The sequence below is a fragment of the Pseudorhodoferax sp. Leaf265 genome (assembly GCF_001422365.1).
In the GTDB taxonomy this organism is placed as follows: Bacteria; Pseudomonadota; Gammaproteobacteria; order Burkholderiales; family Burkholderiaceae_C; genus Pseudorhodoferax.
This window is the reverse complement of sequence record NZ_LMMT01000005.1, coordinates 68,009-91,760: the sequence shown is the minus strand read 5'-3', so window position 1 is coordinate 91,760 and position 23,752 is coordinate 68,009. Positions and strand designations below refer to the sequence as shown.

At 71.3% G+C, this 23,752-nt stretch carries 27 protein-coding genes and 1 riboswitch; of the genes, 11 read left to right on the top strand and 16 right to left on the bottom strand.

Going from position 1 to position 23,752, the window contains the following annotated elements:
- The first annotated feature begins 2 nt into the window (after positions 1 to 2).
- Entirely contained in the window at positions 3 to 1,370 is a 1,368-nt protein-coding gene (locus ASF45_RS07535) for an LLM class flavin-dependent oxidoreductase (protein WP_056659485.1), read from the top strand.
- A complete protein-coding gene (gene ssuD / locus ASF45_RS07530; protein WP_056659483.1) occupies positions 1,367 to 2,494 on the top strand; it encodes an FMNH2-dependent alkanesulfonate monooxygenase in 1,128 nt (375 codons plus the stop codon). Before ASF45_RS07535 ends, ssuD begins: the two co-directional genes overlap by 4 nt.
- Before the next feature lie 13 nt (positions 2,495 to 2,507).
- On the opposite strand, the gene ASF45_RS07525 is transcribed toward ssuD, so the two are convergent.
- The 5 genes from ASF45_RS07525 to ASF45_RS07505 form a co-directional block, all read right to left on the bottom strand.
- Entirely contained in the window at positions 2,508 to 2,753 is a 246-nt protein-coding gene (locus tag ASF45_RS07525; protein WP_156472888.1) for a hypothetical protein, read from the bottom strand.
- A gap of 5 nt (positions 2,754 to 2,758) precedes the next feature.
- Positions 2,759 to 3,502, bottom strand: coding sequence for a Crp/Fnr family transcriptional regulator (locus tag ASF45_RS07520; protein WP_056659623.1), 744 nt, complete (start codon positions 3,500 to 3,502; stop codon positions 2,759 to 2,761).
- Positions 3,503 to 3,594: 92 nt separating this feature from the next.
- Complete coding sequence (locus ASF45_RS07515) at positions 3,595 to 4,008, bottom strand: hypothetical protein (protein WP_156472887.1); 414 nt, start codon at positions 4,006 to 4,008, stop codon at positions 3,595 to 3,597.
- On the bottom strand, positions 4,005 to 4,211 hold the full coding sequence (locus tag ASF45_RS07510) for a hypothetical protein (RefSeq protein WP_056659621.1): 207 nt from the start codon (positions 4,209 to 4,211) through the stop codon (positions 4,005 to 4,007). Before ASF45_RS07510 ends, ASF45_RS07515 begins: the two co-directional genes overlap by 4 nt.
- On the bottom strand, positions 4,177 to 4,956 hold the full coding sequence (locus ASF45_RS07505; RefSeq protein ID WP_063887597.1) for a Crp/Fnr family transcriptional regulator: 780 nt from the start codon (positions 4,954 to 4,956) through the stop codon (positions 4,177 to 4,179). Before ASF45_RS07505 ends, ASF45_RS07510 begins: the two co-directional genes overlap by 35 nt.
- A 272-nt stretch (positions 4,957 to 5,228) precedes the next feature.
- On the opposite strand from ASF45_RS07505, the gene ASF45_RS36810 reads away from it, so the two are divergent.
- On the top strand, positions 5,229 to 5,354 hold the full coding sequence (locus ASF45_RS36810) for a hypothetical protein (protein WP_255357771.1): 126 nt from the start codon (positions 5,229 to 5,231) through the stop codon (positions 5,352 to 5,354).
- 6 nt (positions 5,355 to 5,360) lie between these two features.
- On the opposite strand, the gene ASF45_RS07500 is transcribed toward ASF45_RS36810, so the two are convergent.
- The 3 genes from ASF45_RS07500 to ASF45_RS07490 all read right to left on the bottom strand — a co-directional run bounded on the left by ASF45_RS07500 (position 5,361) and on the right by ASF45_RS07490 (position 7,914).
- Complete coding sequence (locus ASF45_RS07500) at positions 5,361 to 5,777, bottom strand: thiamine-binding protein (protein WP_200932131.1); 417 nt, start codon at positions 5,775 to 5,777, stop codon at positions 5,361 to 5,363.
- Between the two features lie 72 nt (positions 5,778 to 5,849).
- Positions 5,850 to 5,955: riboswitch (TPP riboswitch) on the bottom strand.
- A 61-nt stretch (positions 5,956 to 6,016) separates the two neighbouring features.
- The gene (locus ASF45_RS07495; protein WP_200932130.1) at positions 6,017 to 7,036 is read right to left on the bottom strand and encodes a cytochrome-c peroxidase; all 1,020 of its coding nucleotides are present in this window, start codon (positions 7,034 to 7,036) and stop codon (positions 6,017 to 6,019) included.
- Positions 7,037 to 7,083: 47 nt separating this feature from the next.
- Positions 7,084 to 7,914, bottom strand: a complete 831-nt coding sequence (locus tag ASF45_RS07490) for a transporter substrate-binding domain-containing protein (protein ID WP_162243968.1) — start codon at positions 7,912 to 7,914, stop codon at positions 7,084 to 7,086.
- Between the two features lie 157 nt (positions 7,915 to 8,071).
- Between ASF45_RS07490 and ASF45_RS07485 the strand changes: the two genes are divergently transcribed.
- The 5 genes from ASF45_RS07485 (at position 8,072) to yccS (ending at position 13,581) form a co-directional block, all read left to right on the top strand.
- Positions 8,072 to 9,172, top strand: a complete 1,101-nt coding sequence (locus tag ASF45_RS07485; protein WP_056659473.1) for an ABC transporter substrate-binding protein — start codon at positions 8,072 to 8,074, stop codon at positions 9,170 to 9,172.
- Positions 9,173 to 9,245: 73 nt separating this feature from the next.
- Entirely contained in the window at positions 9,246 to 10,094 is an 849-nt protein-coding gene (locus ASF45_RS07480; RefSeq protein WP_056659471.1) for an ABC transporter permease, read from the top strand.
- Positions 10,091 to 10,873, top strand: a complete 783-nt coding sequence (locus ASF45_RS07475) for an ABC transporter ATP-binding protein (protein WP_056659468.1) — start codon at positions 10,091 to 10,093, stop codon at positions 10,871 to 10,873. Before ASF45_RS07480 ends, ASF45_RS07475 begins: the two co-directional genes overlap by 4 nt.
- Positions 10,870 to 11,316 carry a hypothetical protein gene (locus ASF45_RS07470; protein WP_056659466.1) on the top strand — a complete coding sequence of 149 codons (447 nt, stop codon included), beginning with the start codon at positions 10,870 to 10,872 and terminating at the stop codon, positions 11,314 to 11,316. The genes ASF45_RS07475 and ASF45_RS07470 overlap by 4 nt, the downstream gene beginning before the upstream one ends.
- 144 nt (positions 11,317 to 11,460) lie before the next feature.
- Entirely contained in the window at positions 11,461 to 13,581 is a 2,121-nt protein-coding gene (yccS, locus tag ASF45_RS07465) for a YccS family putative transporter (protein ID WP_063887596.1), read from the top strand.
- 36 nt (positions 13,582 to 13,617) lie between these two features.
- Here the strand turns inward: yccS and ASF45_RS07460 are convergent, their stop codons facing one another.
- Both ASF45_RS07460 and ASF45_RS07455 read right to left on the bottom strand, forming a co-directional pair.
- Positions 13,618 to 13,824: a dodecin gene (locus tag ASF45_RS07460; protein ID WP_056659464.1), complete on the bottom strand. Its 207-nt coding sequence runs from the start codon at positions 13,822 to 13,824 to the stop codon at positions 13,618 to 13,620.
- A gap of 208 nt (positions 13,825 to 14,032) precedes the next feature.
- On the bottom strand, positions 14,033 to 14,974 hold the full coding sequence (locus ASF45_RS07455) for a LysR family transcriptional regulator (protein ID WP_056659462.1): 942 nt from the start codon (positions 14,972 to 14,974) through the stop codon (positions 14,033 to 14,035).
- A gap of 127 nt (positions 14,975 to 15,101) precedes the next feature.
- On the opposite strand from ASF45_RS07455, the gene ASF45_RS07450 reads away from it, so the two are divergent.
- Positions 15,102 to 15,491 carry a RidA family protein gene (locus tag ASF45_RS07450; protein WP_056659460.1) on the top strand — a complete coding sequence of 130 codons (390 nt, stop codon included), beginning with the start codon at positions 15,102 to 15,104 and terminating at the stop codon, positions 15,489 to 15,491.
- Here ASF45_RS07450 and ASF45_RS07445 read toward each other — a convergent pair.
- Entirely contained in the window at positions 15,466 to 16,389 is a 924-nt protein-coding gene (locus tag ASF45_RS07445) for a LysR family transcriptional regulator (RefSeq protein ID WP_056659457.1), read from the bottom strand. The genes ASF45_RS07450 and ASF45_RS07445 overlap by 26 nt on opposite strands.
- A 101-nt stretch (positions 16,390 to 16,490) precedes the next feature.
- Here ASF45_RS07445 and ASF45_RS07440 point away from each other — a divergent pair, with 101 nt between their 5' ends.
- Both ASF45_RS07440 and ASF45_RS07435 read left to right on the top strand, forming a co-directional pair.
- Positions 16,491 to 17,279: an SDR family NAD(P)-dependent oxidoreductase gene (locus ASF45_RS07440; RefSeq protein ID WP_056659455.1), complete on the top strand. Its 789-nt coding sequence runs from the start codon at positions 16,491 to 16,493 to the stop codon at positions 17,277 to 17,279.
- A gap of 95 nt (positions 17,280 to 17,374) precedes the next feature.
- Positions 17,375 to 18,001 carry a nitroreductase family protein gene (locus ASF45_RS07435; RefSeq protein WP_056659453.1) on the top strand — a complete coding sequence of 209 codons (627 nt, stop codon included), beginning with the start codon at positions 17,375 to 17,377 and terminating at the stop codon, positions 17,999 to 18,001.
- Positions 18,002 to 18,075: 74 nt separating this feature from the next.
- Here the strand turns inward: ASF45_RS07435 and ASF45_RS07430 are convergent, their stop codons facing one another.
- The 5 genes from ASF45_RS07430 to ASF45_RS07410 all read right to left on the bottom strand — a co-directional run bounded on the left by ASF45_RS07430 (position 18,076) and on the right by ASF45_RS07410 (position 23,748).
- Positions 18,076 to 19,050, bottom strand: a complete 975-nt coding sequence (locus ASF45_RS07430; protein ID WP_056659451.1) for an ABC transporter ATP-binding protein — start codon at positions 19,048 to 19,050, stop codon at positions 18,076 to 18,078.
- A complete protein-coding gene (locus tag ASF45_RS07425; protein ID WP_056659449.1) occupies positions 19,047 to 20,039 on the bottom strand; it encodes an ABC transporter ATP-binding protein in 993 nt (330 codons plus the stop codon). Before ASF45_RS07425 ends, ASF45_RS07430 begins: the two co-directional genes overlap by 4 nt.
- Positions 20,036 to 20,917: an ABC transporter permease gene (locus ASF45_RS07420; protein ID WP_082550861.1), complete on the bottom strand. Its 882-nt coding sequence runs from the start codon at positions 20,915 to 20,917 to the stop codon at positions 20,036 to 20,038. The genes ASF45_RS07425 and ASF45_RS07420 overlap by 4 nt, the downstream gene beginning before the upstream one ends.
- Positions 20,914 to 21,924, bottom strand: a complete 1,011-nt coding sequence (locus ASF45_RS07415) for an ABC transporter permease (RefSeq protein ID WP_056659447.1) — start codon at positions 21,922 to 21,924, stop codon at positions 20,914 to 20,916. Before ASF45_RS07415 ends, ASF45_RS07420 begins: the two co-directional genes overlap by 4 nt.
- A 186-nt stretch (positions 21,925 to 22,110) precedes the next feature.
- Positions 22,111 to 23,748, bottom strand: a complete 1,638-nt coding sequence (locus ASF45_RS07410; protein WP_162243967.1) for an ABC transporter substrate-binding protein — start codon at positions 23,746 to 23,748, stop codon at positions 22,111 to 22,113.
- Positions 23,749 to 23,752: the final 4 nt, after the last annotated feature.

The window sequence follows — 23,752 nt, the reverse complement described above, 5'->3', positions numbered from 1 at the left end:
GCATGGCCAAGCAGATCCTGCTCAACGCGTTCAACATGAACTGCGTGGGCCACATCAACCACGGCCTGTGGACGCACCCGCGCGACCGCTCGACCGACTACAACACCCTGGAGCACTGGACCGGCATCGCGCGCACGCTGGAGCGCGGCCTGTTCGACGGCCTGTTCATCGCCGACATCGTGGGCGTGTACGACGTCTACCAGGGTGGCGTGGACCTCACGCTGCGCGAGTCCATCCAGCTTCCCGTCAACGACCCGCTGCTGCTGGTGCCGGCCATGGCCGCGGCCACCAGGCACCTGGGCTTCGGCGTCACGGTCAACCTGGGCTACGAGGAACCCTACCTGCTGGCGCGGCGCTTCTCCACGCTGGACCATCTCACGCGCGGGCGCATCGGCTGGAACATCGTGACGGGCTACCTGGACAGCGCGGCGCGGGCCATGGGCAGGAGCACGCAGCTCGCGCACGACGAGCGCTATGACCGCGCCGACGAGTACCTGGACGTTCTCTACCAGCTCTGGGAAGGCAGCTGGGAGGAGGGGGCCGTGCTGCGTGACAAGGCCGGCCGGCGCTTCGCGGATCCGGCCAAGGTGCACCCGGTGCGCCACAAGGGCAAGTACTACCAGGTCGAGGGCTACCACCTGGCCGAGCCCTCGCCGCAGCGCACGCCCGTGCTCTACCAGGCCGGCAGCTCGGGCCGCGGCCAGCGCTTCGCGGCGCGCCATGCCGAGTGCGTGTTCATCGCGCCGCCGAACCAGGAGGTCGCGCGCAGCGGCGTGCGCGCGCTGCGTGAGCAGCTCGTGCAGGCCGGCCGCCGGGCCGACGACATCAAGGTCTTCGCCGGCATCAACGTGGTCGTGGGCCGCACCGAACGCGAGGCCCGCGAGAAGCACGCCGAATACCTGCGCTACGCGAGCCCCGAGTCGGGCCTGGCGCACTTCGCGGCCGGCACCGGCATCGACTTCGCGCGCTACGGGTTGGACGAGCCCATCCCCTACGGCAACACCAACGGCATCGAGTCGGCCGCGCGCACGGCAGAACAGCAGGGCTGGACGCGGCGCCGCATGCTGGAGCTGTTCGCGCTCGGCGGCAGATTCCCGACCATCGTGGGCGATCCGGGCCAGGTGGCCGACGCGCTGCAGGGCTGGGTCGAGACCACGGGCATCGACGGCTTCAACCTCGCGCGCACCGTGGTCCCCGAGAGCTACGAGGCCTTCGTCGACCTGGTCGTGCCGGAACTGCAGAGCCGCGGGCTCTACAAGACCGCTTACGAAGAAGGCACGCTGCGCTCGCGCTTGTTCGGCGAAGGCCACCACCTGCCGGCGCGGCATGCGGCGCAGGCCTTCCGCCGCGCCGTGGAGGAGATCGCATGAGCCTGGACATCTTCTGGTTCCTGCCCACCTCGGGCGACACACGCTATCTCGGCAAGTCCGACTTCGGCAGGCCCGCCACCAACGCCTACATGCGCCAGATCGCCGAGACGGCCGAGCGGCTGGGCTACGACGGTCTCTTGATCCCGACCGGCGCCTCCTGCCTGGACCCCTGGGTCACGGCCGCGAGCCTGGTGCCGGTCACACAGCGCATCAAGCTGCTCGTGGCGCTGCGCACCTCGCTGGGCAACCCCACGGCCTCGGCGCGCCAGGCGGCATCGCTGGACCAGGCGCTGGGGCCGGGCAGGCTGCTGATGAACGTGGTGGTGGGCGGCGACGCGACCGAACTCGCGGCCGACGGTGTGTTCTACGACCACGACGCGCGCTATGCCGCGGGTGACGAGTTCCTGCAGATCTGGCGCCGCCTGTTGCAGGGCGAGAAGCTGGATTTCGAAGGCGAGCACCTGCAGGTGCGCGGCGCGCAGAATTTCCATGCGCCGGCGACGCGGCCGTACCCGCCGCTGTACTTCGGCGGCTCCTCGGCGGCCGCGCACGACCTGGCGGCCAAACATGTGGACGCCTACCTGAGCTGGGGCGAGCCGCCGGCCGCCGTGGCGCAGAAGATCGCCGACGTGCGCGCGCGTGCCGCGCGGCAGGGCCGCACGGTGCGCTTCGGCGTGCGCCTGCACGTGGTCGTGCGCGAGACCAGTGCCGAGGCCTGGGCCGCGGCCGACCGGCTCATCAGCCACCTGAGCGACGAGGACATCGCCGCCGCGCAGCGCAACCACGCCGGCATGGACTCCGTGGGCCAGGCCCGCATGGCCGCGCTGCACGGTGGCCGGCGCGACCGGCTCGTGGTCGGTCCCAACCTCTGGGCCGGCGTGGGCCTGGTGCGCGGCGGCGCCGGCACGGCGCTGGTGGGCAACCCCGAGGAGGTGGCGGCGCGCCTGCGGGAGTACGTCGACCTGGGCGTCGACAGCTTCGTGCTGTCGGGCTATCCGCACCTGGAGGAGGCGATCACCTTTGCCGAACTCGTGTTCCCGCTGCTGCCGGGCAAGCAGCCCGTCACGCTGCGCGCGCAGTCGATGACGGGCGGGGCCTTCGATGTGCGGGCCGGGCAGCGCTGAGCGGCGGGCGGCGTCAGGCCCCGACCTCGCGCAGGACCGCTGCTCGCAGCGCCTGGACCGAGGCTTCCAGCCCAGGCACCATTTCCAGCGAATCGAGCGCCAGCAGGAAGACCGGCCCGTTGAGCCGCCGCGCATCGTGCATGCCCATGAGCCGGTCCAGCAGCTCGTCGGCCAGTTGGCGCAGTTCTTCGGGCACCTCGGCCTCCGCCAGCGCCTGCCGGCAGCGCACCAACTCCATGCGGGTACGCGGGCTGTGCATGCCGGTCAGGACGCGCCGCTACCGACCGCCCGCGACGCCGTGGGCGGGTTCAGGTACAGGTAGTCGGGCTTGAACTGCCCGGCCTGGGCCAGGCCCTGCGGGTCGAGGATGTGCACCTGTGCGAAGCGGATGCTGCAGAGTTCGCGCTCGCGCAGCTGGCGCACCACGCGGTTCACGTGTACGTTGGTGAGCCCGCAGACATCGCCGATGTCGGCCTGCGTCATGGCCAGTTCGAAGCGCTGGCCGTCGGACCGGCCGATGGCCAGCAGGCGTGCGTTCATCTCGCACAGGAAGTTGGCCACCCGCTGCAGCGCGTTGAGGCTGGCCAGCCGCACCACCCATTGGCGGTGCGTGGCCGCATCGAGCAGGGTGGAGAACCACAGCCGGCGCGTGAGGCGCGGGTGCTGCTTCTCGATGCGGCGCAACGCCTCGTGCGGGAACACGGCCACCGTGCTGTCGGTCAGCGCGCCGACGGCGTGGTCCAGCTGCTTGAGCGCGTAGGCATGCAGGTCGACGAAGTCGCCCGGCACATGGATGGAGACGAGGTGGCGCCGGCCGTCGCTGGCGCCCACATGCCGCGTCATCAGGCCTTCCACCAGCAGGGTGCTGGTGCCCACAGTGGCATCCTGGCGCACGACGATCTGACCGGCCGCGTAGTGGCGGGTGTGCGAAATGGCATTCTCGAGAACGGCACGTTCTGACTCGGTGACATCGGCACTGCGGTTGCGTAAAACGTTCTGGGTCAGCATGGCAAGTCTGGGCGGCGCGATGGTCGGCCAGGAGCCTGCGATGCGCATTAACGTGGGTTAATTTGCACCGGATTTGTTGCGAGTCCGCGCTCTCAGGGGCTGCACGCCGCCTGCACGACCCGGTCGCGCGGGTTGGGCTCGAAGCCACGGAACTCCACGGAGCGCCAGGCCGATTCGGGATAGTCCAGCCGGGCGCCCGGGTCGCGCCACAGCGGCGCGTTGTAGAACTGGCTGCTGAGGAAGCGCGCGACGCGTGCCTCGCAGTCGAACGCGACCAGGCCGTGGAACGCGCGGAAGCGGATGCCGTCCGTGCTGGTGCGCTCCTGGCTGCGGCTGACGCGCACCTCCATCACGCGCCGCGGGCCGTCCTTGCGCACGAACAAGGGGTTCACCTGGATCGTGTCGGCCAGCGGGTCTGCAGGGTCGCCGACCACGGTCAGCCACGGCGTGGTGGCGGCCTCGGCCACGCAAAGACAGGCGCACACCGCCCAGGCGTGCAGCTTCAATCGCGCAGGCCGTCCCGCTGTCGGGAGGCTTCCGCGCGGGCCTGCCTGGCGGCGGCGCGCAGGCTGTCGGCGGTCTGCTCGGCCGCGTCGGCGGTCATCGTGATGGCCACCCCGTCGGGACCGTCGAGGATCACCACGCCGTCTTCGGCACTGGCCTGCCCGGCGGCATCACAGGGTTTGAGGAAGCGGGGTTCGTCGGACATGCGCATCTCCCATGTGGCCGGCCACGCGCAGCGCCATGGCCGGCTTCAGATACAGATAGTCCGGCGCGAACAGGCCTGTGGCGGCCAGCCGCACCGGATCGTGGACCACCACCTGCGCCGTGCGCCAGCTGCACAGGTCCATCTCGCGCAGCTGGCGCAGCACCCGGCTGACATGCACGTTCGTGAGGCCGCAGACCTCGCCGATGTCGGCCTGCGTCATGGGCAGCGGGAAGCGCTGGCCATCCGATTGCCCGATGGCCAGCAGCTTGGCGTTCATTTCGCACAGGAAATGCGCCACGCGCTGCAGGGCGTTGAGGCTCGCCAGGCGCATCACCCACTGCCGGTGCATGGCCGCGTCGAGCAGCGTCAGGAACCACAGGCGCCTGGCCAGCTGCGGATGGCGTGTCTGGATGTCATCGAGCGCGCGGTGCGGGACCACCGCCACCGTCACATCGGTCAACGCGCCCACATCGTGGTCCAGCTGCTTGAGCACGTAGGCGTGCAGGTCGACGAAGTCGCCCGGCAGGTGCACGGCCACCAGGTGCCGCCGCCCGTCGGCCGCATGCACATGGCGTGTCATGAGACCCTGCACCAGCAGGGTGCTGGTGTCCAGGGTACGGCGCTGTTGGACCACGGTCTGGCCCGCGGCATAGGTCTGCGTGCGCTCGATGGCGTTCTCCAGCACCGAACGTTCCTCGTCCGTGAAGTCTTCGGTGCGGTTGCGCAGCACATTTCGGGTCAGCATGGCGGTACCTCCAGATCTTTGGACAGAACGGCGCGCGCCGCATTAACCTGGGTTAATCGCGCCCGGTGCGGACCAGTCTCGCGTGCGCGCGGCGCGGTGTCTGTCGGCGAGGAACCACGCGCACCGTCGCGCGCTGGCCTGCAGGGCATCCGTTGGATGTCGATTCCGCTGGGTGGCGGCCTACGCCGGCTCCGAAGGCCCGGGCGCAAGGTCGCAGGACGGCACCGGTCCTGCCCGCCAGCACCGCAGGCCACCCAAAGGAAGGAGATGCCATGAAAGACCTCGAGACCCTCGCCATGCAGATGCGCCAGGCCTTTGCGTCCGGCGCTTCGGTCCGGATGCCGCTGCTGCGCTTTCGCGACCTGGACATCCTGCTCGAGCTGCTGGCCGACGACTGATCCGGTTCAGGGGCGGAACTTGCGGACCAGGTCTTCGACGCGCGGCCCGCCGGCCTGGGCGCCGCTGGAGACCTTGATGATGCTCAGTGTGCGCTCGGCACCGGCTTCCAGCGTGGCCTGGTGCACGGCCTGCAGCAGCGGCCAGACCTTGTCGGGCGGGCCTTCGACCACCGTGCCCAGGCCGTGCACCTCGTAGCGCAGGCCCGAGGCCTGGATCACGGCGATGGCCGCGTCCACGTGCTTGTAGCGGTCGTTGGCCGTGCCGACCGGCCGCGGGATGACCTGGATCTCGGCCAGCATGTGGCCGGGCGGCGTGACGGCGGCCGGTGCCGGAGCCTGCTGGGCCCAGGCTGCGCCGCAGGCGAGCAGGGAGAGCAGGGCCAGCCGGCCATGGGGCCGGCGCAAAAGCGGTGGATGTGCCATGTGCAACGCATGCAGAAGCAGGTCGGCGCGCATGCGGGGCCGCGCTGCCGGCGCGAGAAGAGACAAGCCGGCGGACCCCTGAACGTGCTTCCCTGCGCGAGGATGACCTCAATCAGGTTCGAAGGGACTCTCTCAGCCGGCCTGCCTTGCGGCGCTGCCGACACCCCCAGCATTTGCGCACGCGGGCGGACCGGCGTGGCGGGCGCCATTGTAGGGAGGACCGTAGGCAGGCCCGCGGCTCAGAGCGTGCGCAGGAAGGCCACGAGCGCGGCCTGCTCCCCGGCGCTGAGTTCGAGAGGCCGGATCAGCGGCGACAGCTGTGCTGCATGCGGGTAGAGCGGCTGCGCGGCCTGGGCCGCGTTGCGGGCCCAGACCTCGCCGCCGCCGCGCAGGTACAGGCGCAGCACGCCTTCGAGGTGCGGGAAGAGGCCGTTGTGCATGTAGGGCGCGGACTCTGAAACACGGCGCAGGCTGGGCGTGCGGAAAGCGCCCGTGTCCTGGGGCCGGCCGGACGCCTGTTGGCGGCCGCGGTCCTCGGCCGGCTCGCCGAAGGACGACAGGCGCAGGTTGTGGAACAGGCCGTCGCTGAGCCAGGGGCCGTGGTGGCAGTTCACGCAGCGCGCGGTGGTGCGGAACAGGTGCAGGCCCTGCAGTTCCTGCGGCGTGAGCAGGCCGCGTTCGCCGCGCAGGAAGCGCTCGTAGCGCGTGCGTGGGGCATCGGCGCCGGCTTGCCGCACATGGGCGGCCAGCGCCTCGCCCAGTGTCTCGGGCGTGAGCGCAGCCGCCGGCCCGGGCAGGGCCTGCAGGCGCGCCAGCACGGCCTGCACCGAGGCGTTGCCCATCTCGTCGGGGTCGAGCAGCGGCGCGAGCGACTGCGCGGCCAGCGTGCGGTCATGGCCCTCCCAGCCCCATTGCCGGTGGGCACCCGCCTGGCGCAGGTCGGGCGGGTTGCGCCGGCCGCGGCGGCCGTCGACCCCCGCAGCCACGGGCGCATCGACGCTCCAGCCGCGCGCCGGATCGTGGCAGCTGGCGCAGGCGATGCGGCCCGAGGCCGACAGCCGCGGGTCGGCGAACAGCGCGCGGCCCAGCGCGGCCTGGGCGCGTTGCCGCGGCGTGAGAGGCGGTGCGTCCGGCAGCGGGCCCAGTTCGACGAAGGCGACACCGGGGTCGACCTGCGCGGCGGGCCAGCCCGCGGGCGGGCCGCGGTAGGCGGTCAGCGTCGCATCGTCGGCGGCGTGCAGGCCGGGGCCGGCCAGCACCAGCACAAGCAGGGCCGCCCGTGCCCGGGAAGGCCAGGACCAGGCCCTCAATGGCAATCGGGCCCGATCTGGTCGAAGTAGGCCTCGTAGGCCACGTTCGCGGCCCAGCGGGTGTTGCGCTCCTGCCAGGCCGGCGCGCGGCCTTCGGCGGCCACGGCCTGCTGCAGGGCCTGCAGCGCCTGCGGCCGCGCCGTGGGAGCCAGCAGCAGCAATTCGGCCGGCGCGGCCGCCGGCAGCGTGGCCGAGAACTTGCGCCATTCCCTGCGCAGGAACAGGGCCTGCAGCTGGGCCTCGTCGTGCAGTGCCGCGTCGCAGGCGCCCGTGCGCACCTGCACGAGGGCCTGCGCGGGCGCATCGACCAGCTGCAGCCGCGCGCCCGCACGGCGGGCCAGCGTCTGTGCGCCCTGGTGCGCACGCGAGACGCAGACGGTCTTGCCGCGCAGGTCTTCCCAGCGGCGCAGCGGCTGGTCCGCGCGCATCGCGGCAGCCGTGCCGGAGCGGTAGCCCGTGCGCAGCGCCTCGGTGCCGGCGCGGGCCGCGCCAGCCAGCGGCTCGCGCACGAGCACGGCGTCGACCTGGCCCGTGGCCAGCGCGCCGGCAAAGGCCTCGGGCGCCAGCGGGACGAACTGCGGCGCCGCGCCCAGGCGCTCGCCGAGCGCGCGGGCCAGCACGATTTCGTGGCCTTCCTCGGTGTAGGCGCGCGTGGAACTCTGCAGGGGCATGGCGCTGGCGAGCACGCCGATGCGCAGCTGGGGCCAGCGGGCCGGCGGCGGTTCGGGCAGCACCAGCGCCCAGGCGGCCGCGGTGGTCACGGCAGCACAGACGAGCGCGAGCAGCCACACGGGCGCGCGCTGGACGGAACGGCGAATGGCTTGCACGGCGGCGATTGCAGCACCGGCCGCGACGCGGACCAACTGCGCAATGCGCAGATGCATATGCGCATTGCGCAGTTCACAAGTTGCCCCGCGCTTCCAAGAATGCGGGCCGCACGCCGGACCGCCGGTCCGCGGCGCTTCACCCGACCACGGACTCCGCATGAACGACGCTTCCTCCACCTCCCCGCGCCGCGGCCTGCGGCGTCCGCTGCACGCCCTGGCCATCGCTTCCGTCACGGCACTCGGCCTGGCCCTGGGCGCCGGTGCCGCCACCGCCGACGTGCTGCCCGAGATCAACCTGCAGCTCTCGCCCTGGACCGTGGTGGCGCGCGAGAAGGGCTTCTTCAAGCAGGAGTTCGACAAGATCGGCACGAAGAAGATCAACCTGATCGCCACCAGCACGGCCGAGCTGATCGGCGCCGAGAGCGCGGCCGTGGGCGGCGGCAAGCTGGCCATCGCACAGCGCATGATCTACCCGGCCACGGTGCACCGCGCCAACGGTCTGGACGGCGTGGTGGTCTGGGTGTCCGAGCCCTCCAACCGCTACCGCGCGCCCATCCTCGCGCGCGCCGACAACGACAAGATCCAGACCGTGGCCGACCTGGACGGCAAGAAGTTCGGCAGCAGCCGCGTCAGCTGCTACTGGTCCTCGCCGTTCGAGCAACTGACCAAGGCCGGCCTGCCGCTGGACGCGCGCGAGAAGAAGGGCCGCGTGCGCTACGAGTCCATCGACAACGGCTCGGTCGTGGTCTCGGGCATCCTGTCCGGCGCCATCGACGCGACCTCGGCCCACCTGGCCGCCGGTGCCTTCACGGGCGCCTGGCTGGCCGGCAAGCTCAAGGTCGTGGGCCGCTCGCCCGACGACGGCGTCTACGTGCAGAACGGCGGCCGCGTGACCTATTTCGCGCGGCGCGAATTCGCCGAAAAGCATCCCGACGTGGTCAAGGCCTTCCTGGCCGCGCGCGAGCGCACGTCCGAGTGGGCCACCGACAACGTCGACGAGGCGGCCAAGATCATCGCCAGGGAGACGCGCGTGCCAGTCGAGGTCGCCAAGTTCCAGATCACCCACCTGGGCCAGTGGGACTTCATGGCCGGCGAGCCCAACGCCGACAAGGCGCGCCAGGCCATCAAGACCTTCCGCGACTGGTACATCGCCAACGGCGACGACATCCTGTCCGAGCGCAAGCTGACCGACGCGCAGGTCGATGCCTTCATCGACGGCCGCTTCTTCGTGGGCGGCTCGCACACGATCTACCGATGAGCGCCGTGATGGACCGCTCCGAACAAGCTCGCTCCCCCTCGGGGGGACAGGCCGCAGGCCGAAGGGCGCATCGATGAGCGCGGCTGCGGACGTGATCGGTGCCGTGCAGGCGCCGCCCGAGACGCCGGCCGGCCCCGGCCGCCTGCGCCGCGCGCTCGGCAACGGCGGCTGGATCGGCTTCATGCTGCCGCTGCTGGTGCTGGCCTGGTGGCAGACCGCCGTCTCCCTGCAATGGGTCGACAAGGTCTTCCTGCCCGAGCCCGTGGCCGTGGTGCGGGCCTTCTGGACGATGCTGACCGGCCAGAACCTGCTGCTGGACTTCCTGGTCAGTCTCAACATCGTGGGCCAGGCCTTCCTGTACGGCAGCCTGCTGGGCGTGGGTCTGGGCATCGCGGCCGGGCTGTCGCAGAAGGTCGAGTGCTTCTTCGGCCCGACCTTCGACACCATCCGCCACATTCCGGGCATCGCCTGGTTCCCGCTGATCGTGCTGTGGCTGGGCCTGGGCGCGCCGGCCAAGATCCTCGTGATCGCCAAGTCGGTGTTCTTTCCGGTGTTCCTGAACACGCTGCAGGGCATCCGCAGCGTGGACAAGAGCTACGTGGAACTGGCAGAGGTCCTCACGCTCACGCGCGGCCAACTGGTGCGCAAGGTGATCCTGCCGGCCGCCACGCCCAGCATCATGGTCGCGCTGCGCTACGCCGCGGGCCTGGCCTGGGCGCTGGTGGTGGTGGCCGAAGGCCTGAGCGGGCTGGAGGGCCTGGGCTTTCTGATCTTCCGCGCGCAAAGCCTGCTCATGACGGACCAGCTGCTGGTGTGCATGGCGGTGATCGGGCTGATCGGCTTTGCGATCGACCGCAGCATGTACGCGCTGCAACGGCGCGTGCTGCGCTGGAAGCAAGGGTTCGAAGGAGCGGGGCGATGAGCAAGGGACAACTGCAGATCCGCGATGTGTCCAAGAGCTACCAGGTCGAGGGCCGGCCGCGGCTGGACGTGCTGCAGCACGCGGGCTTCGACGTGGCGCCGGGCGCCTTCGTGTCCATCGTCGGCCCCAGCGGCTGCGGCAAGTCCACGCTGCTGCGGCTGATCGCAGGGCTCGACCGTGATTACACGGGCGACATCCTCGTGCATGGCGAGCGCATCGCGGGCGCCAGCCTGTCGCGCGGCATCGTGTTCCAGGACCACCGCCTGCTGCCCTGGCTCACGCTGGAGCAGAACGTCGGCCTGAGCCTGCTGAACTCGCCCTGGCCCGAGGCCCGCAAGCAGCAGTCGGTGCGCGAGCACATTGCGCTGGTCGGCCTGTCGGGCTTCGAGAAGGCCTACCCGCACCAGCTTTCGGGCGGCATGGCGCAGCGCGCGGCGATCGCGCGGGCGCTCGTCAACAAGCCCGAGATCCTGCTGCTGGACGAGCCGCTCGGCGCGCTGGACGCCCTCACGCGCATCCGGCTGCAGGAGGAGATCCAGCGCATCTGGCGCGTCGAGGGCGTGACCATGATCCTGGTCACGCACGATGTGGACGAGGCGCTGTTCCTGTCCGACCAGGTGATCGTCATGAACGCCGGCCCCGGCCGCATCGTGCGCGAGGTGGACGTGGACCTGCCGCGCCCGCGCGACCGTGCCGGCGCGCGCTTCGCCGGCTACAAGCGCGAGATCCTGTCCGCCATGGGCGAGTACCAGCGCGTGCCGGAGAGCCTGGCGGCATGAGGCGGCTCGCGGCCCTGGCGCTGCTGGCCGCGCTGGCACAGGCCGCACCCGCCCACGCGGTGGCGGCCGCGCCCAGCGGCGACCTGCCGGACCTCGCGGCCGAAAAGGCGCTGATCTACTCGGGCGAGTACGCGCAGGCCATCGCCCGGCTCGAGGCGCGCGCCCGCGAGGTGCAGCACGCCGAGATCTACAACCTGCTGGGCTACAGCCAGCGCCAGCTGCGCCGCTACGGCGAGGCTGCGCGCAGCTACCAGGAGGCGCTGTTCTTCGACGGCAGCTACCGGCCCGCGCTGCAGTACCAGGGCGAGCTGTTCATCGCCACCGGCGACATCGCCGGCGCACGGCGCAACCTGGGTTACCTGCGCATCGTCTGCGGGCCGCCCGGCTGCGAGGAGATCGACAAGCTGGCGCAGGCGCTGGAAAAGGCCGGGCACCAGCCCTGAGCCACACGGCCCCGGCCAGGGCAGAAGGCTGCAGCGCTTCGCGATAAGCTCTGTCGCTTTTCTGCGCTCCGTCCGCATGCCGTCGTTTCACCGCCAGGCCGATGCCTTCACCCCCGTCACGGTCCGCGTGTGGAGGAAGCCGCGATGAGCGCGCCGGGCCTGGACTGGCGCGTCACCTGGAGCCGCACGCGCAACCACGAGGGCGTGGCCCGGGGCGTGCGTGCCTTCGTGGCGCTGCTCTGCGTGCTGCTGGTGGGCTGGTGGGCTGGCTGGGAGAGCAGCTTCATGCCGGCCATGCTGGGGGTGATCGCCAGCGCCCTGGCCGAAACCGACGACGGTTGGCGCGGCCGGCTGCGTGCGCAGCTGCTGACGCTGGTGGCGTTCGCGGTGGTCGGCCTGGCGGTGCAGGCCAGCCAGCCGCTGCCGCTGCTGCAGGCCTTGGTGCTGGCGGCCGCGGCGCTCGCGCTGACGCTGGTCGGCGCGCTGGGCGAGCGCTACCGCGCGGTGGCATTGGGCGTGCTGGTGTTCGCCATCTACATCGCGATGCTGGGGCACCAGGGCCGCACCGACAAGGCCCTGGTGCTGTTGTTGCTGGGCGCGGCCTGGTACGGCGTGGTCTCGGTGCTGTGGGCGGCGCTGCTGCCGCGCGCCACGCTGCGCCACCGCATGTCGCGCCTGTATGCGCTGCTCGGCGAGCAGTTGCGCCTGAAGGCCCAGCTGCTGGAGCCCGTGCGCGACGCCGACCTGGCCGGGCGCCGCATGGCGCTGGCCCTGCACAACGGCCGCGTGGTGCTGGCCCTGACCGCCACCAAGGAGAGCCTGTTCAGCCGCCTGCCGCAGGGCGACGGGCCGCGGCCGGTCTGGCTGCAGCTGGCGATGCGCCAGTACCTCGCGGCGCAGGACATCCACGAGCGCGTGAACTCCTCGCACGAGGACTACGGCCTGCTGGCCGAATCGCTGTTCCATTCCGACGCGCTGTACCGCTGCCAGCGCGTGCTGACCCAGCTGGGCGCCCAACTGCTCAAGTTCGCCGAGGCGATCGCGGCGCGTGGCAGCCCGGTCCACACCGGCAGCACCGCACGGGCCATCGAGGACATGCAGGCCGCCATCGCGCACCTGTTGGCCGGCCCGCTGCCGCAACAGCCCGAGGCCGCGCGGGCACTCGGCGCGGTGCAGCAGCTGGGCCGTAACCTGACCGCGATGGCCGGCGTGCTGCCCGCGCTCGAACAGCCGCTGCAGGGCGGGGCTGGCGAGGCGCTGCACGACCGCGGGCCGCGCGACTGGCGTGCCGCCTGGCAGCGCGTGCGCGCGCAGTTGCACGGGCAGTCGCCGCTGCTGCGGCACGGGCTGCGGCTGGCACTGACGCTGCTGCTGGGCAGTGCCATCGTGGCGACGACGCGCGACCCGCATGCCTACTGGGTGCTGCTGACCATCGTCTTCGTGAGCCAGCCGCGCTATGCCGACACGCGCCACCGCATGGTCCAGCGGGCCACCGGCACGGCGCTGGGCCTGTGCCTGGGCTGGGCGGCGATCCGCCTGTTCCCCGCCACGGTGCTGCAGTCGGCCTTGCTGGTGGTGGCCGGCGGCCTGTTCCTCGGCAGCCGGCACACCCATTACACGCGGGCCTCGGCCTCGGTCACCGTGCTGCTGCTGCTCAGCTTCCACCAGGCCGGCATGGGCGACGGCGTGATCCCCACGCGCATGCTGGACACCGTGGTCGGCGGCGTGCTGGCCTGGCTGGCCGCGTGGCTGGTGCTGCCGAACTGGCAGTCGCGCCAGTGGCCGCAGCTGGCCGAGCAGGCCCTGCGCAGCCAGGCCGAGTACCTGCAGGAAATCGTCGCGCAGGCGGGCACCGGCAAGCAGGACCACCTGGCCTACCGGCTTGCGCGGCGCAACGCCCACAACGCCGACGCGGCGCTGTCCAACGCCTACGCGGCCATGCTCAAGGAGCCGGCCCATGCGCGGCGCCTGTTCGAGGCCTGTGGCCGCTTCCTGGTGCTGTCGCACACGCTGCTCAACTACCTCTCGGCCCTGGGCGCGCACCGCGGCGCGCTGGCGGACGCCGGGCAGGACGGGGTGCTGCGCCGGGATGCGGCGGCGCTGGGTGCGCAGCTGACCGCGCTGGCCGCGCGCATGCGCGCGCCGCAGGGGGAGGTGGCCACCGCGCCCGTGCCGGGCGCCGCGACCCAGCCGCAGCTGGCGCTGGCCATGCAGCTGCTGCCGCAGCTGCAGCGCGAAGCGCAGGGGATGTTGCCGGTGGCGTGACGGGCGTGGCACGCGGAAGGCCGCCGCCCCCGGGGCTCACTCCAGCGTGAAGCCGACCTTCAGGCCCACCTGCCAGTGGGCCACCTTGCCGCCGACCACGTGGCCGCGCGTCTCGGTGACCTGGAACCACTGGATGTTGCGCACGCTCTCGTGCGCCTTGGCAATGGCCGTCTGCACGGCGTCTTCGATGCCCGTGGGCGACGAGCCCGTGAGCTCCAGCGTCTTGTAGACATGGTTGGACATGGTGGGTCTCCTGGTGGTGGTTGAGGGGGTTCAGTGTGCGGCAACGGCGTGCGCGGTGAAAGCAGAGGCTTTCACCGCGTCGGTGAGCAGGGCGGCCGGGGACGCGCGGATCGTCCACCCTGGAGCCGGGCCTGCGCGCGGTGGCCCGCCGGACCGGGGGCGGGAAGGCGCGCGTCGGGGGCCAGCACCACGGTCGCCGCCGCCGCACTCACGGTCCTGGCTGGCGGGGGAGCGGGCGCCCACCCACCGGCGCGTGCACGGCCAGCAGCGCCACGGTCCAGTCGATGAAGGCCCGCAACTTGGCGCTGACATGCCGGTTCGGCGCGTAGGCCAGGTACAGCGGCATGGGCTCCAGCCGCCAGTCCTCGAACAGCGGCACGAGTTCGCCGCTGGCGCGGTGCGGCTTGGCCATGTACTCGGGCAGCCACAGCACGCCCAGGCCCGCCAGGCCAGCCGCGAGGTAGGCGTTGCCGTCGTCGACCGCGAAGGCGTGGCGGCCCTGGACGCGAACCTGCTCGTCGCCCCGCTGCATCGCGTAGGGGAAGGTCTTGCCACCGCGCGCCCACAGGAAGCCGACGATGCGGTGGTGCGTGTCCTCCAGCATGCGCGGGTGGTCGGGGCGCCCGGCCAGCGCCAGGTAGCCGGGGGCGGCGTACACGCCCAGCTGCAGATCGGCCACATGGCGGGCCACGAGCGAGGGGTTGGCGATGCGGCCGCCGCGCAGCACGCAGTCCACGTTCTCGCCGATCAGGTCGACCACGCGGTCGCTGACGCCCATGTCGAGCTGGATCTCGGGGTAGCGCGCATGGAAGTCGGGCAGCGCAGGCACCAGCAGCGTGCGCGCGAGCGGGCTCGGCACGTCCACGCGCAGCCGGCCGCGCGGTGCGATGGCGGCGCTGGACAGGCTGGTCTCGGCGTCGTCCACATCGGCCAGCAGGCGCACCACGCGCTCGTAGTAGGCCGCGCCATCGGCCGTGAGGTGCACGCGCCGCGTGGTGCGGTTCAGCAGCTTCACGCGCAGCCGCGCCTCCAGCTGCTGCACGAGCTGGGTGACGCTGGTCTTGCCCATGTGCAGCGTGTCGGCTGCCTTGGTGAAACTGCCGGCTTCCACGACGCGGGCGAAGGCCTGCATTGCATCGAAACGGTCCATGCGTGCTCCAGTGGAGTCGGGGATTGTTCGGAGTTTACGAACAGTGGTGGGTGGACTGGCGCGTTGATCGCGCGGCCGCGGCTTCCTACAGTTCTTCCATCCTGAACCCATCCACCAAGGCATTCCCATGGCACAACGTGACGTCGTCTTTCCCGCCGGCCGCCAGGCGCTGTACGAGCGCAACCGCTATTCGCCCGCCGTGCGCTCCAACGGTTTCCTGTTCGTCTCGGGCCAGGTCGGCAGCCGCGAGGACGGCTCGCCCGAACCGGGCCTGGAAGCCCAGGTGCGCCGCGCCTTCGAGAACCTCAATGCGGTGCTGGCGGCGGCCGGCTGCAGCTTCGACGACGTGGTCGACGTGACGGTGTTCATCGTCGACCCTGCCGAGAAGTTCGAGCGCATCTGGGCCGTCGTGCCCGAGTACTGGGGCGAGGCACCGTTCCCCAACATCACCTGCGTGGGCGTGACCTGGCTCTACGGCTTCGACTTCGAGATCAAGGTGGTGGCGAAGCTGCCGTGACCGCTGCGGGGGGCTGCGGGCCTCCCAATGCCTGCGCGAGGAAATCCACCAGCGCCGCGACGCGGCGGCTCGGCGGGCCGCCCGGGTGCACCGCGTACAGGTCGACCGGCCCGGCGACGAACGCGTCCAGCGCCGTCTCCAGCGCGCCGCTGGCCAGGTCCTGGGCGATGTCCCAGTGGTTCTTGAGGGCCACGCCCAGGCCCAGCACGGCCCACTCGCGCACCACCTCGCCATCGCTGGCCTGGCGGTCGCCCGACACCTTGACGTGGAACAGCCGGTCGTCCGCCCGGAACGGCCAGGCCGCGATGGGCGCGCCCGGCCGCGCGAGCACCAGGCAGTTGTGCCCGGCCAGCGTGTCCGGATGGGCCGGGCGGCCGTGCCGCGCCCAGTAGCCGGGCGCCGCGCAGACCAGCCGCGCGCCGCGCACCAGCAGCCGTGCGTGCAGCGAGGAGTCGGGCAGGGGGCCGCTGCGCAAGGCCAGGTCGATGTGCTCCTCGATCAGGTCGACCGTGTTGTCGCTCAGCAGCAGGCTGATGCGCAGCTCCGGGTGCCGCGCCTGGAAGGCATCGAGCAGCGGGCGCAGGCGCGTGCGCCCGAAGTCGTTGGTGGCGGTGATGCGGATCGGGCCGTTCAGCGCGCCGTCCTGCCGCAGGCTGCAGAAGGCCGCATCCCATTCCGACACGATGCGGCGCGCATCGGCCAGCAGGCGCTGGCCCTCGTGCGTGAACGACAGCCGCCGCGTGGACCGCGCCAGCAGCCGGGCGCCGAGCTCCTGCTCGAGCTGGCCCACGGCCAGCGTGACCGTGGAGGTGGCGATGGCGCGCTGGCGCGCCACGCTGGAAAAGCTGCCCAGTTCGGCCACGTCGATGAGCAGGCGCAGGGCGTCGATGCGGTCCATCTTTCGAGTTTTTCGAACAGTGATTTGGAAAACCGACGGATTATCAAGCTGGCGACTGCTGCCTACCATGCCATCCCATCGCAACCAGACGGGAGCTTCCCATGCACATCCAATTCAACGGCCGGCGCGTGCTGGTCACCGGATCGACCGGCGGCATCGGCTTCGCCACCGCCCGGGGCTTTCTCGCCGCCGGCGCGCAGGTCGTCGTCAACGGCCGCAGCGAGGCCGGCGTGGCCGCTGCGCTGGCGCAGCTGCAGGACGCCGGCGGGCGCGCCACCGGCTTCGTCGGCGACCTCGCCACCGCGGCCGACAGCGCCCGGCTGTTCGCCGCACATCCGGACTTCGACATCGTCGTCAACAACCTGGGCATCTTCGGCCCGCAGGACTTCTTCGACACACCCGACAGCGAGTGGGAGCGCTTCTTCCAGACCAACGTGATGTCGGGCGTGCGCATGGCGCGGCACTACGCGCCGGGCATGGTGGCGCGCGGCTGGGGCCGCATCGTGTTCATCTCGTCCGAATCGGCCCTCAACATCCCGGCCGACATGGTGCACTACGGCTTTTCCAAGACGGCCCAGCTGGCCGTCTCGCGCGGACTGGCCAAGCGGCTGGCCGGAACCGGCGTGACCGTCAACGCCGTGCTGCCGGGGCCCACGCTGTCCGAAGGCGTGGCCGAGATGCTGAAAGGCGAGGTCGAACGCAGCGGCCAGAGCCTGGAGCAGGTCGCCGCCGACTTCGTCGTGGCGCACCGCGGCTCGTCCATCATCCGCCGCGCCGCCAGCGTGGACGAGGTGGCCAACATGGTCGTCTACGTGAGTTCCGAGCAGGCCTCGGCCACCACCGGCGCCGCGCTGCGCGTGGACGGCGGTGTGGTCGACAGCATCGTCTAGCCGCCAGGGCCCCGAAGCCCTTCCATCCTGTGCAGTGAACCGAACCGCCGCGGCGCGGGAGGGGGCCTGCACGCCCTTTTTTTGAAAGACCAGCCATGACCGACACCACCATCGGCGCGATCGACGCCATCGAAGCGCGCCGCACCACCAACCTGTTCGACCCCACGCGCGGCATCGACGACGCACAGATCCAGGAGCTCGTGCGCCTGGCCACCACGGCGCCGACCTCGTTCAACCTGCAGAACTGGCGCTTCATCGCGGTCCGCACGCCCGAGGCCAAGGCGCGGCTGCGCCAACTCGCCTGGGACCAGGCCAAGGTGACCGACGCCGCCGTCACCTTCATCGTCGTCGGCCAGCTCGCCGACCACCGCGTGCTGCCCGAGCGGCTGGCGCCCGCGGTCGCGGCCGGCTTCATGCCCGCGGCCATGGTGCCGGGCTGGGAGGGCGCGGCCAAGAGCCTGTACCACGGGCAGCCGCAGCGCCAGCGCGACGAGGCGGTGCGCACCGCCACCTTCGGCGCCGGCACCCTGGTCCACGCCGCGCAGGCCATGGGCCTGGGCACGGCGCCCATGATCGGCTTCGACGCCCCGGCCGTGGCCGAAGCCTTCGGGCTGGCGGCCGACGAGCTGCCGGTGCTGCTGCTGGCCGTGGGCCATGCCGCGCCCGAGAACTGGCCGCGCAAGCCGCGCCGGCCGCTGGCGCAGGTGCTGTCGCTGGTCTGAGCCTGCACGGCTGAACTGCACACGCCCGATGGACGCACGGGGCCCACGGGCCGAGCGCGGCCGGCCTCAGGACCTCAGGCCAGGTGGCAGGCCGCCCAGTGCCGCTCGCCCACGGGGCGCGCCACGGGTGCCTCTTCGCGGCAGCGCGCCACGGCCTGCGGGCAGCGCGTGTGGAAGCGGCAGCCCGTCGGAGGATTCGATGGGCTGGGCGGGTCGCCCTGCAGCACGATGCGTTGCGTGCGCGCCGCACCGGGCCGGGCCTTGGGTGCGGCCGACACCAGGGCCTGGGTGTAGGGGTGGCGCGGCGTCTTCCAGACCGCGTCGCGCGCGCCGTGCTCCACCACCTGGCCCAGGTACATCACGGCGATGCGGTCCGACATGTGCCGCACGACCGACAGGTCGTGCGAGATGAACAGGTAGGACACGCCGAACTCTTCGCGCAGCTCCAGCAGCAGGTTCAGCACCTGGGCGCGCACCGACACGTCGAGCGCCGAGACGGCCTCGTCGCAGACGATGAGCTCGGGCTGCAGCATGAGGGCGCGCGCGATGCCGATGCGCTGGCGCTGGCCGCCCGAGAACTCGTGCGGATAGCGGCTCGCCATCTCGGGCCGCAGGCCCACGCGCGCGAGCGCCCAGGCCACGCGCTCGCGCTGCTCGGCCTCGCTGCCGCGCTGCTGCACGACGAGTGGCTCGCGCAGCGCGCGCTCCACGGTCTGGCGCGGGTTCAACGAGGCATAGGGGTCCTGGAACACCATCTGCAGCCGCGCGCGCAGGCTGCGCAGCGCATCGCCCTCCAGCGCGGCCAGGTCCTGGCCGTCGAACCAGAGCCGGCCGGCGGTCAACGGCGTGAGCCGCATGGCCACGCGCGCCACGGTGGACTTGCCGCAGCCCGATTCGCCGACCAGGCCCAGCGTCTCGCCGCGTTCCACGTGCAGGTCCACGCCATCCAGCGCCTGCACGGTGCCGCCGGCGCTGGGGTAGTGCTTGACGGCGTGCTGCAGCCGCAACAGCGAGGTCGCGGTCTTCGGTAGTTCTGCGACGGCGTTCATGCGGCGATCTCTTCCAGTTGCCGGCGTTCCAGCGGGTGGTGGCAAGCCACCGGGTGGCCGTCGAGCCTGACCAGATCCGGCCGCACCTCGCGGCACAACGCCGTGGCCTGGCCGCAGCGCGGCGCGAACGCACAGCCCGCCGGCATCTCCAGCAGCGAGGGCACGGTGCCCGCGATCTCGGGCAGGCGCGTGCCGGGCGGCAGGTCGTCGATGGCCAGCGAGGCCAGCAAACCGCGCGTGTAGGGGTGGGCCGGCGCGTCGAACAGCGCTCGCACTGTGGCCTGCTCGACCACGCGGCCCGCGTACATCACGGCGGCGCGGTCGGCCACCTCGGCCACCACGCCCAGGTCGTGCGTGATGAGCAACAGGCCCATGCCGCGTTCGGCCTGCAGGCGTTGCAGCAGCTCCAGGATCTGCGCCTGCGTGGTCACGTCCAGGGCGGTGGTGGGTTCGTCGGCGATCAGCAGGTCGGGCTCGCAGGCCAGCGCGATGGCGATCACGGCGCGCTGGCGCATGCCGCCAGACAGCTGGTGCGGATGGTCGTGCGCACGCTGCGCGGGCGAGGGGATGCCCACGTGCGCGAGCAGTTCCACGGCCTGTTCCCAGGCCTCGTGCCGGCCCACGCGGCGGTGCAGCCGGATCGCCTCGACGATCTGCCAGCCGACGGACAGCACAGGGTTCAGCGCCGACAGCGGCTCCTGGAAGATCATGGAGATGCGGTTGCCGCGCAGCGCGCGCAGGCCAGCCTCGGGCAGCGTGGTCAGCTCGGTGCCGTCGAAGCGGATGCTGCCGCCCGTGATGCGGCCCTGGCCGCGCGGCAGCAGCCGCAGGATGGAGTAGGCGGTGACGGACTTGCCGCTGCCGCTCTCACCGACCAGCGCCACGGTCTCGCCGCGCTCCACGCGCAGGTCCACGCCGTCGATGGCGCGCACCGTGCCGGCGCGCGTGTCGAACGAGGTCTGCAGGCCTTGGATGTCGAGCAGGCTCATCGTTTGCGCAAATGGGGGTTGAGGGCGTCGTTGAGCCCTTCGCCGAGCAGGCTGAAGCCCAGCACGGTGACGACGATGGCCAGCCCCGGCAGGCCGCAGATGTACCAGGCGTCAACCACCTGTTCGCGGCCGATGCCGATGATGGTGCCCCAGCTCATCACGTTGGGGTCGCCCAGGCCCAGGAAGGCCAGCGCGGCCTCGGTCTGGATCGCATGCGCGATCGACAGCGTGGACACCACCACCACGGGCGGCAGCGCATTGGGCAGGATCTGCGTGAGGATCAGCCGCGCATGGCCCGTGCCCAGCGTGCGGCTGGCCAGCACGAACTCGCGCTCGCGCAGCTGCAAAAACTCCGAGCGCACCAGCCGCGCCGTGGGCGGCCAGGACACGATGCCGATGGCGAACACGGCCGTGGCCACCGAGGGCTTGAAGATCGCCACCAGCACCACGGCCAGCACGAAGTTGGGCACGGTCTGGAACAGCTCGATCACGCGCATGAGCATGCTGTCCACCCAGCCGCGGAAGTAGCCCGCCAGCGCGCCCACGGTGATGCCCACGCAGGCCGAGATCAGCGTGCTGACCAGGCCGATCATGAGCGACACGCCGGCGCCCGAGACCAGGCCGGTCGCGAGGTCCCGGCCCATGAAGTCGGTGCCCAAGGGGTTCTGCGCGTCGTCGAAGGGCCAGAGCATGGGGGCGCCGCTCATCTCCCAGGGGTCGCCTGGGAACCAGATGCGGCCCAGCGTGGCGACGGCCACCACGCCGAGCAGCAGCACGAGGCCCAGCACGGCGGAGCGGCTGGCCAGCACGCGCCTGGCGAACTCCAGGCTGCGGTGCCAGGCGGTGGCCGGCCTTGTCGTGTTCCAGACAGCGCTCATGCGTGCGCTCCGCCGGTCAGCTGCACGCGCGGATCGAGCCAGGCGTACAGCAGGTCGACCACCACGTTGATCAAGGTCACCAGGATGGAGCTCAGCAACAGGATGCCCAGCAGCAGGTTGAAGTCGCGCGACATGATGGCCTCGAACGCGAGCCGGCCGATGCCGGGCCAGTTGAACACCGACTCGACCAGCACCGCACCGCTCAGCAGCGAGGCCACCTGGTAGCCGACCATGGTCAGCAGCGGCAGCAGCGCGTTGCGCAGCGCGTGGCGCACGGTGATGCGCAGCTCGCCCGCGCCCTTGGCACGCGCCGTGCGGATGAAGTCCGCGCCGTAGAGTTCCAGCATCGAGGTGCGCACGAGCTTGGTGTAGACCGCGAGGTAGAAGGTCGACAGCGTGAGCGCGGGCAGCAGCGCGTGGCGCGCCACGTCCAGCACCCAGGCCAGACCGCTGTGGCTGGCGCCCAGGTCGACCATGCCGCCCGAGGGCAGCCAGCCCAACCGCGCGGAGAACAGCACCATGGCCATGAGCCCGAGCCAGAAGGTCGGGAGCGCATAGGTCAGCAGCACGAAGACCGAGACCACGTCGTCCACCCAGCCATGCACGCGCACGGCCGAGACCACGCCCAGCAGCACGCCCAGCGCCAGCGCGAAGCCGATCGCCGAGCCCATCAGCAGCAGCGTGGCCGGCATGCGCTCGAGGATCAGGTCCAGCACCGGCATGTTCTGGCGGAACGACCAGCCCAGGTCCAGCGTGGCCACGCTGGTCATGTAGTGCCAGAACTGCACGCCCAGCGGCTGGTCCAGCCCGAAGCTGGCGCGCAACTGCGCCATGTACTCGGGCGTGGCGGCACCGGCCTCGCCGGCCAACACGTCGACCACGTCGCCGGGGGCCAGCTGCAGGATCAGGAAGTTCAGCAGCGCGATGCCGAACACCACCGGCAGCACCTGCAGCAGTCGCCGGCGCAAAAAGCCGAGCAGGGGCGACTTGGATCGGAAGAGGGCCATAGCGACGGCTTTCAGCCTTTGCCCGCACCGCACAGCTTCGGGCCGCAAGCCGCGGCTCCGAAGGCCGCGGAGCAGGCCATGCCAGCAGACGCCGCGGAACTGGCTCTGCCAGGCCGCTGGCGGCGCCCCCTGGAGGGGGTATCGGTGGCCACACGAAGTGGAGCCACCAAACGGGGGTGGGTCATGTCAGTGGCCGGCTTCGAGCCAGGTGTCGGCGTACGACGCGAACAGCCCGTCGCCCTGCAGGTTCTGCTTCTTGAGCCGCGCGTTCGACACCGTGACCCAGGTCTGCTCGATGAGCTCGATCAGCGGCACGTCTTCCTGCACGATCTGCTGCCACTGCGTGATGAGGGCCTTGCGCTTGGCCTCGTCCGGCTCGGCCGCGGCGGCTTCCATGACCTTGTCGAGCTCGGGATTGGAGTAGCCCGAGCCGTTGGTCCAGGGCGCGCCCTTGACGATGTTCTTGGTCCAGTACAGCCGCTGCACGCCCAGCGTGGGGTCGGGCAGCCGGTGCAGGCTGGAGGTCATGAGGTCATAGTCCTGGTCCGTGAAGATGCGGCGCAGGTAGTTGGCCGTGTCCGAGGTGCGCAGTTCCAGCTCGACGTTGATGCGCGCCAGCGACTGCTTGAGGAACTCGGCCGAGCGCGCACCGATGGGGCCGCCGAAGCCGTCGAAGTCCAGCGCGATCTTCAGGCGCTTGCCGTCCTTGCCCTTCTTGAAGCCGGCCTCGTCCAGCAGCGCCTCGGCGCGCTTGGGGTCGAAGGCGTAGTGCTTCACGTCTCGGCTGTAGTAGTTGATGACGGAGGAGGGCACCGGCCCCGTGGCCACCTTGCCGTAGTTCAGGAACACCACCTTGAGCAGCGCGTTCTTGTCAATCGCATGGGCGAAGGCCTGGCGCACGCGCTTGTCCTGGAAATAGGGCCGGCGCACGTTGAACTGCAGCAGGAAGATGGTCGAGAGGTAGCGGCCGTCGTCCAGGTTGATCGTGAACTTCTTCTTGTCGGCGAAGCGGTTCAGGTTGGTCAACGGAATGATGGAGCCCAGGGCCACGTCGACCTCGCCGGCCTCCAGCGCCACGGTGCGCGCGGCCGCGTCGGGGATGAACTTGACCAGCAGGCCATCCAGGTAGGGCTGCTGCTCGCCCTGCGGGCCACGGCCCCAGTAGCTGGCGTTGCGCTCCAGCCGCACATGGCTGCCGCGCACCCATTCCTTGAACACGAAGGGGCCCGTGCCGATGGGCGCGTTGTTGGCGGGGTTCTTGAGCACGTCCGTGCCCTCGTACACGTGCTTGGGCAGGATCTGCGCGCCGTAGGTGTTGATGTAGTTGAGGATGTAGGGGGCGGGCGAGGACAGGCGGATCACCACCGTCAGCGCGTCCGGTGTCTCCACCTTCTCGACGTTGGCGAAGGCGGCGCGGCCGAAGGGGTGCAGCTTCTTCCAGACCTCCTCCAGCGTCCAGGCCACATCGGCCGAGGTGAAGGGCTTGCCGTCGTGCCACAGCACCTTGGGCCGCAGCTTGAAGGTCAGCGTGCGGCCGTCGGCCGTCTGCTGCCAGGACTCGGCCAGCGCCGGCACGGGCTTCAAGTCGAGGTCGTAGCTGACCAGGCCTTCGAGGATCTTGCTGGAGACCATGCCCACGTTCATGGTGGTCAGGTTGGCGGAGGTCAGCTGCGTGGGCTCGGGCGCCACGGCCACGGTCAGCACGCCGCCGCGCACGGGCGTCTTGCCCACGGTCTGGGCGTAGGCCGCGGGGACCAGCGGGAAGCCGAGCGAGAACAGCGCGCCCAGCGCGGAGGTGGTGGTCAGCAGGTCACGGCGTTGCATGGAG